Origin of the sequence: Streptomyces olivaceus, from assembly GCF_000721235.1 — a bacterium.
GTDB classification, from domain to species: Bacteria; Actinomycetota; Actinomycetes; order Streptomycetales; family Streptomycetaceae; genus Streptomyces; species Streptomyces olivaceus.
In genome coordinates, this window is record NZ_JOFH01000039.1 from 43,496 (window position 1) to 50,629 (window position 7,134).

General features: G+C 73.1%; 6 protein-coding genes and 1 pseudogene. 1 reads left to right on the forward strand and 6 read right to left on the reverse strand.

The window, feature by feature from the left end; translation table 11 throughout:
* Positions 1-9: 9 nt before the first annotated feature.
* The 6 genes from IG94_RS0132450 to IG94_RS42675 form a co-directional block, all read right to left on the reverse strand.
* Positions 10-1,968: a putative baseplate assembly protein gene (locus IG94_RS0132450; RefSeq protein ID WP_031045592.1), complete on the reverse strand. Its 1,959-nt coding sequence runs from the start codon at positions 1,966-1,968 to the stop codon at positions 10-12.
* A complete protein-coding gene (locus tag IG94_RS0132455) occupies positions 1,968-2,438 on the reverse strand; it encodes a GPW/gp25 family protein (protein WP_031045595.1) in 471 nt (156 codons plus the stop codon). The genes IG94_RS0132450 and IG94_RS0132455 overlap by 1 nt, the downstream gene beginning before the upstream one ends.
* A 70-nt stretch (positions 2,439-2,508) precedes the next feature.
* Entirely contained in the window at positions 2,509-4,425 is a 1,917-nt protein-coding gene (locus IG94_RS0132460) for a VgrG-related protein (protein WP_031045598.1), read from the reverse strand.
* On the reverse strand, positions 4,425-5,144 hold the full coding sequence (locus tag IG94_RS0132465) for a CIS tube protein (RefSeq protein WP_031045602.1): 720 nt from the start codon (positions 5,142-5,144) through the stop codon (positions 4,425-4,427). Before IG94_RS0132465 ends, IG94_RS0132460 begins: the two co-directional genes overlap by 1 nt.
* A gap of 32 nt (positions 5,145-5,176) precedes the next feature.
* Positions 5,177-5,599 (reverse strand): phage tail protein, encoded by a 423-nt coding sequence (locus tag IG94_RS0132470; protein ID WP_031045606.1) that lies wholly within the window; start codon positions 5,597-5,599, stop codon positions 5,177-5,179.
* A gap of 79 nt (positions 5,600-5,678) precedes the next feature.
* The gene (locus IG94_RS42675; RefSeq protein ID WP_224326460.1) at positions 5,679-6,536 is read right to left on the reverse strand and encodes a hypothetical protein; all 858 of its coding nucleotides are present in this window, start codon (positions 6,534-6,536) and stop codon (positions 5,679-5,681) included.
* 31 nt (positions 6,537-6,567) lie between these two features.
* Between IG94_RS42675 and IG94_RS43795 the strand changes: the two are divergent.
* Positions 6,568-7,134: pseudogene (locus IG94_RS43795) on the forward strand (hypothetical protein); the annotation flags it as partial.

The following is a 7,134-nucleotide window of genomic DNA, read 5'->3' on the forward strand; positions in this document are numbered from 1 at the left end:
AGGTGGCCGTCACGCGCCGTCCCCGATCACGCGGACCCGGTGGTCGAAGGAGAAGACCAGTGCGGGCGCCTCCAGGTCGATGCGGTCGGTGGGTTCGCCGCGCTTGCCGGTGAGCGGGTCGGCGGGGTGCAGGACGACCTCGTCGACGAGTTCGACGCCGGGCACCCGCTGGAGCACGGCGAAGACCTCGCCGGCCTGCACGGGGCGGCCGAAGCGCCAGCCCTTGCCGTCGGCGCCGCCGGTGAGCGGGTCGAGATGGCGGTAGAGCGCGTCGTGGGTCTGGCGGCGTACGCGGTCGGCGTCGACGTCGCGGAAGGCGTGGACGGTGGCGACGACGGTGACCCCCTGGTAGTAGGGCGGTCCGACGGCCAGCCGGGTGCCGATGAGGCGCCGCTCGTCCAGGTGGCGGGTGATGCGGCTCAGGAGCGCGTCGCCGGGCACGAGTTGCTCGAAGCGCAGGCGTCCACCGGGGTCGGGGACGGCCTGCGGGACGACGAGGACGCGGACCGCGTGGGAGCCGTACTCGCTCTCCTCGCCCTCCAGACAGGTGATGCGGGCCGTCTCCGGGGCGGCGCGGCGGGCCAGTTCCTCGTAGTCGCGCAGGGTGACGGCGCGCTCCTGGGCGCGCAGCGTGATCGGGGCCCGCAGCTTCGCCTCCTCGACGGTCTCGCCGTCGACGCCGCCGCGGGCGGCCTCGCGGTTGACGACCTCGGAGACGTACGGGATGGAGGTGCGCAGCACCTGCACGGCGCCGCGGGCCACGTTGCCGGCCCGGCCGCCGCCGGTGCGGTAGCGGCGGGCGCGGACGACGGCGCCCTTGGGGGCGACGGCGCCGTACTGGCGCAGCGTGCCGTCGGCCTCGCGGACGGCGGGGCCGAAGGCGATCTCGCCGGTGGCGGCGTCGAGGGTGATGTGGTGGTCGTCGGGGTGGGAGCCCGAGAAGTGCGGGACGACGTGCCAGTCCTGCCAGCCCTCGCCCGCGGCGGTCTGCAGCAGGACGGGCGGGTCGTCGGCGACGACGGGGGCGTGTTCGAGCCTCAGGCGCTGGCCGGGCAGGCCGGTGGACTCGCCGAGCGCCTCGTCGTAGACGGTCTCGGCGTGCACGGCGCCGGTGGTGCCGCCGATGGTGTAGGCCTCGGTGGAGCGGATGGTCGGCGAGGTGGTGTAGAAGGGCTGGCCGGGCAGCGGGTCGGTGACCCGGCAGCGGATCCAGCCGGCCTCGTGGCCGCCGTTGCGGGACAGGACGTGCCCGCTGGGTATGTGCAGCACGATGTCGCCGGGGCGGTTGAGGCCACCGGTGCCGTCGCGGTCGACCTCGCAGGGCTGCCAGCCGTCCTCGGTCCAGGCCTCCCAGACCAGCGGCGGCTGACGGGGGTCGACGCCGACGCCGTCGACGCGGCTGTCGAGTTCGAGGGCGAGCGCGCAGTGCGGGACGGCGTTGGTGAGACCGATGAGCATGGAGTCGCCGGGGGCCGGGGCCTCGGCGAAGCACAGCACGTCCTTGCTCTCGGCGAGGTCCGGGGTGCGGTCGGCGACCGCCTCGCCCTGCTGCTGCGTCACGAGGTAGCGCAGCGTGCACGGTATGACGCGCAGGTCGCCCTCGGTGGCGAACACGACGGCCTCGTCGCGGTCGGTGCGCAGGGTGGCGACCTCGGCGCCCTCCGGGACCAGGATCGCGTCCTCCTGCGGCGCCGACAGCCAGAAGGTGACGTCCGTGCGGGCGGCGGAGGGCGGGAAGAGCGTGATGCCGACCAGGTCCAGGAAGGCGAGGTGGTTCTTCTCCGGGACGCGGTTGAGGCGGTAGACGATCTGGTCCGCCATGTGCGCGAGCGTCTCGACGAGCGTGATGCCGGGGTCGGAGACGTTGTGGTCGGTCCACTCCGGGGCGCGCTGCTGGATGTAGCGCTTGGCGTCGTCGACGAACTGCTGGAAGCGGCGGTCGTCGAGGTTCGGGGAGGGCAGGGGCATCAGCGGTCGCTTTCGGGAGAGCCCGGGAGGCCGGCGGGTCCGGCGGAACCGCCCGATCCGTCGGGGAGGTCGGGCTCGTCGTGGGAGGGGATGACGTAGAACGGGAAGACGAGGCTGCGCGGGTTGTTGGTGCCCCGGATCGAGTAACGGACGTCGATGTAGAGGACGTTCTGCCCGTCACCGGTGGTGACCTCGACGTCCTGGACCTCGATGCGCGGCTCCCAGCGGTCCAGGGTGACGTACACCTCGTGCTGGATGCGGCCGGCGGTCTGCTCGTTGACCGGGGCGAAGACCAGGTCGTGGATGGCGCAGCCGAACTCGGGCCGCATCGGCCGCTCGCCCGGCGCGGTGGCGAGGATGAGCCGCATGGCCTCCTCCACCTCCTGCTCGCCGCTGACGAGGGCGATGCCGCCGGTCGGCCCGATGCGCAGGGGGAACGACCAGCCGGAGCCGACGAACTGTTCGGCCATCAGTGGGCCACCTGCCTTCTTCTTCCTGTGTCTGCCGCGAACCCGGCGTCCCGGTACGGCCGTTGCCCGGTCATGCCGGGAGCGGATACTTCACCATGTTGACGAACACGGCGCCCACCAGGTCGACCTTGACCCCCTTGACGTTCACGTTGACGGGAGAGGTGATCGACACGTTGCCGAGGCCGGTGAGGGACGCCATACCGGTCGCGAACAGATTGAGGGCGCCCTTCGCGTTCACGTTGACGACACCGGTCATCGAACTGAGGTTGACCAGGCCCTTTCCCTGCAGGGTGAGTGGTCCGCCACTCTTCACCGTGACCGACCGGCGCCCTTCCAGTGTGAGGTCCCACCCTGCCTCCACCGACACGGAGCGGCTGCCCGTGATGCTGACCGAGCCCTTGCTGTCCACCGTGATCTCGGTCTTGGTGCGGTCGAGGTTGATGGTCAGCTTGTCGTTGCCGCTGGCGATCCGGACGCCCTGCTTGCGGCCCCCGGTGCGCTGGCTGAGCAGGTCGACGCGGTTGCCGGTGCGGTCGGACAGGGTGTGCCGGGCGGCCTTCTTCTTCAGGCTGTCGTGCAGCGGGACGTCGCTCTTGGTCGGCACGTCCCGGCCGTTGTAGAGACCGCCGATCACGAACGGGTGGTCGAGCGCGCCGCGGTCGAAGGCGACCAGCACCTCGTCGCCGACGTCCATGGGGAAGATGCCGCCGCCCGCCACGCCGCCCATCTGCACGCTGCGCGCCCAGTCGCTGACGTAGGTGTCGTCCAGCCACGGGAACTGCAGCTTGACCCTGCCCTGCTTGAGGGGGTCCTGCACGTCGGTGACGATGGCGTTGGCGACGCTGGGCAGCCGCGAGGCGCTCGCGGGGTCCGTGCCGCCGCTGCCGCCCGAGGCCAGCCCGTACAGGGAGCGCCACTGGCGGCCGCTGACCGTGATCCAGGACTGGTAGGGGACGCCGTCGCCGAAGTGGTGGCGCACCGAGGTGACGGTGTACTTGCCCTCGAAGGGCTTGCCGACGTCCGCGAGGGCGACGGGCACGCCGGGCCGCAGGTCGGGGTGGCCGTGGACGGCGACCTCCAGCTCGGCGAAGGAGGAGGTGACGTCGGAGGCGAGGGCCTTCGCGGCGTTCTGGACCTCGTCCTGCTTGTCGTAGGGGTTGGCGGTCTCGACGAGCTTGCCGGGCTTGAACTTGCCCGCCGCCGTGCCGGGGGTCGAACCGATGTCGATGCCGGGGTCGGTGACGGCCGGGGCGACCTCGGTGATCTTCTTCTTGGTGGTCACGTTCCAGCCGCGCGACTCGACCTTGCCGATCTGGTCGGCGGCGGTGACGGCGGCCCGCAGCCGCAGGATGTCGTGGCGGGCCTGGAGGACGAAGGTGCTCTTGTCGCCGTCCGTGTTCGGGGAGGGCGCGCCGGCCGACGGTTTCGGCGTGACGAACCGGAACTTCCCCTTGGAGTCCAGGTACATGATCATCTTGTTCTCGTCGGCGAGCCGGGCGAGGAAGTCCCAGTCGGTGACGTTGGACTGGCTGATGAACGTGTAGGTGCCCTTGGTCGGCTGGATGCGGCCGACGGAGACGCCGTCCTTGCCCACGAGATCGCGGGCGATGTCGGAGGCCTTCTGGTTGCGGTACGCGGCCACGCGGCGCTGGCGCATCAGGCGGTGGCCGTGGTCGTAGCCGCGGATGACGGTGAAGCTGCCCCCGCCGTCGAAGTCGGCCTCCAGGCCGGTGACCTCACCGGTCAGCAGCGGGTTGCCCTTGCCCTGTCCGTCGGCGATGGGCGTGATGACGACCTTGGTGCCGAACTGCACGTTCAGCTGGCCGAGGAGGAGGTGGTCGGGGTCGCGGAAGGTGAGGCGGAACGCCGCCGGCACGTTGACGCCCTGGTCGACCCAGCCGTCGGTGAGCATCGCGGCGACGGTCTCCGGCAGCTTCGCGCCGCCGATCTTGACCTCGACGATGCTGGAGAACGAGGGACGCACCATTACCGCGGCACCTCCCCGGTGGCGGGGAGCATCAGTTCGGTGCCGGTCGGCAGGTGGGACGGGTCGTCGATGCCGTTGGCCTCGGCGATCACCCGCCACGCGTTGGCGCTGCCGTACTCGCTCCACGCCAGCGACTGGAGCGAGTCGCCCGCGACGACCCGGTGCACGCGCTGGGCGGTGAGGGCGCCGGAGGTCGGGTTCTGGCCCGGGGTCGGTCCCGGGATCTCCACCAGCGCCACCTGGCAGGTGGCGCGGATGGGGATGCCGGTGGTGCCGAAGAGCGTGTACTGCGTCTCGATGGACGACACGTACGCGGTGAACCGCGCGGTGGAGAACGAACCCCACTCGAAGATCACCCACGGCGGCGAAGGCTGCTTGGCGGCCAGGCTCTTGGCGGTCACCTCGCAGCACACCAGCAGCGACTCGACCTTCTTCATCACGGTGTTGCCGTCGGGCTTCATCGAGGAGTCCAGGAAGATCTCCAGGGTCATCTCCCGCGGCTGGGCGCCCTGGAACTCCGGCTTCGCCGCTTCCCGCACGGCCGCGGTGGGGGTGGCCACCCAGTGGGTGCGCTGACTGATCGACAGCTGGGCCGGGTTGAACTCGAAGGGGAACCTCTTGATCAGGCCACCGGGCGAGGTCGAGGTGCCGGTGGGCGGCTCGTGGATGGCGAGGTTGGCGCGTACGAGACTCTTGCCGGCGCCCTTGCTGCTGGCCATGGGGGTGTTCCTCTCTGCTCTCTGGGACGCCGTCAGTCCGTGAACCCGTGGTGGGCGATCTCCAAGACCTCGTTGGCCACCGACAGGTTGCCCGGGTCGAGGGTGGGGCCCTGCCAGCTGACGGGCAGGACGTCGATCAGCCCCCAGCGGGCCACCAGGGACCCGTCCGCGCGCAGGGCCGAGATCTGCGCGGTGGGCCGTTTGACGCCGGTCTGCACGGAGGAGATCCACTTGGCGACCTTCGCCGTGTCCGGGGTGAGCGGACGGGTCAGCCGGATGTTGGAGAAGGTTACGCGGGTGGGCAGTTGCCAGACGAACCCGTTGTTGCCGCCCTCCTGGCGCTGCTCCACCTCCACCTGGGTCGACAGGCCTTCGCACCCGTTGAAGTAACCGAGGCTCTCGCCGTCGATGGCGAGGCTGAACCATATGGAGGAGCCCGGGTCCTTGCGGGTCATCGGGGGTCGGCCTTTCTGTCGGGGGAACGGTGGCGGGCGGGCGCGGCTTCCGGTGGGTCCGGTCGCTCCGGAGTGCCGGTCAGCGGGGGTCGCGCAGTCTGCCGATCCGTTCGCGGTCCATACGCAGTTCGGTGCGGACGAGACGGGTCACGCGGCCGATGATCCGGTGCACCAGCTGGTCGAGCTGGAACTCGGTGAGTTCGCGCGGGTCGAGCCCGCCCTCCGGGACCGCCGTGTACTCCGGAGGCGGGCCGCCTCCCTCGGGACCGTTGCCGGAGGCCGAGTACGCGGGCGGGGGCTCGTAGGGCGGCGGGGGCTCGGCCGGGTTCTGCCGGGACGAGGAAGAGCGCAGGCCGGGGAAGGTGCTGGTCACGGTGGCCGCCGCCTGGGAGGCCAGGGCGCTGATGGCACCGCTGCGACCGCCGCTGCGGCTGCCGCTGCCGAAGAGGCGCTGCACCGTGGGCGCGGCGTCGGACGCGGTGGCCGCGGGCGCCGGGGCCGCCTGGGTGCTGACGGGCAGGGGCGCGTGGGGCGCCGCCGGCCGGGGCGGGGCCAGGGGCGCCACCGGAAGCGGGGTCGCTACGGCGGTCGCTCCGGGGGACGACGCCGGCCGGCGCAGGGGCACGGCCTTGGCGGGGGAGCGCTGCACGGTGGGGCGCACGGGGCCGGTGGCCGCGGTGGGCGCGGAGGGGAAGCCGGCCGGGGCGCGCTGCACGGCCGCGTCCGGCGTCGGTGCCGTGGCGGCGGCGAAGGCGGAGGGGGCGGCGCCGGGCAGGGGCGGCGGTGACGCGAGGGTCGGCGCGACGGAGGCCCGGGGCGCGGCCGGCAGCGGGGGCACCGCGGAGGACACCGGGAGCGGGGCGGACGGGACCGAGAGCGGGGCGACGGCTCCCGCGGTCGGCGCCGCGGCCGAGGTCGTGGTCGGCGCGGTGGGCATGGCCGTGGTCCTGAAAGGCGGTGTCGAGGGGGTGGCTGTGGTGGCTGTGGTGGCCGTGGAGGCGGACGAGGTGGTCGTGGTGGCCGCCGTGGCTCGTTGGACCGGTGGGGGCGTACGGCCCTCGGGGGCCGCGGTGCCGGGCGGTGCGGAGCCGGGCCCGGGGAGCGGGGCGCCGAGCGGGGCCCGGTGCGGGGGCTGCGCGGACGCCGTCGCCGAGGCGGGTGACGCGGGCGTACGGCGGGCGGCACCCGGCGTCGTTGACTGGCGTACGGGGTCCACGGGCCCGGAGGAGGTGGGGGCGCCCAGACCGCCCCGGCGCGGCGCCGCGGCACTCCGCTGCACGGGGTGCGCGGAGGCGGGCTTCCTGCCGGTTCCCGGCTGGGAGAGCGGTACGGCGGGAGGCTGCCCGGCCTGGGCGGCAGTGCCCGGGGCGGTGCCCTGGACCGGCCGCTGGACGGGGGGCGACGCCGGGGTGGCGGAGGGCGCGCTCGCCCCACCGGCCTGCGCCGCGTCGACGGCGCGCTGCACCGGGGCCTGGGCGGACGATGCCGGGGATGCCGGGGATGCCGGGGTGGGGGCGGTGGACCCGGGGGCGGTG

What these genes read in the sequence shown, in the direction of transcription:
- IG94_RS0132450 (WP_031045592.1), bottom strand. Translation starts at nt 1,968, where the DNA reads ATGCCCCTGCCCTCCCCGAACCTCGACGACCGCCGCTTCCAGCAGTTC.
- IG94_RS0132455 (WP_031045595.1), bottom strand. Translation starts at nt 2,438, where the DNA reads ATGGCCGAACAGTTCGTCGGCTCCGGCTGGTCGTTCCCCCTGCGCATC.
- IG94_RS0132460 (WP_031045598.1), bottom strand. Translation starts at nt 4,425, where the DNA reads ATGGTGCGTCCCTCGTTCTCCAGCATCGTCGAGGTCAAGATCGGCGGC.
- IG94_RS0132465 (WP_031045602.1), bottom strand. Translation starts at nt 5,144, where the DNA reads ATGGCCAGCAGCAAGGGCGCCGGCAAGAGTCTCGTACGCGCCAACCTC.
- IG94_RS0132470 (WP_031045606.1), bottom strand. Translation starts at nt 5,599, where the DNA reads ATGACCCGCAAGGACCCGGGCTCCTCCATATGGTTCAGCCTCGCCATC.
- IG94_RS42675 (WP_224326460.1), bottom strand. Translation starts at nt 6,536, where the DNA reads ATGCCCACCGCGCCGACCACGACCTCGGCCGCGGCGCCGACCGCGGGA.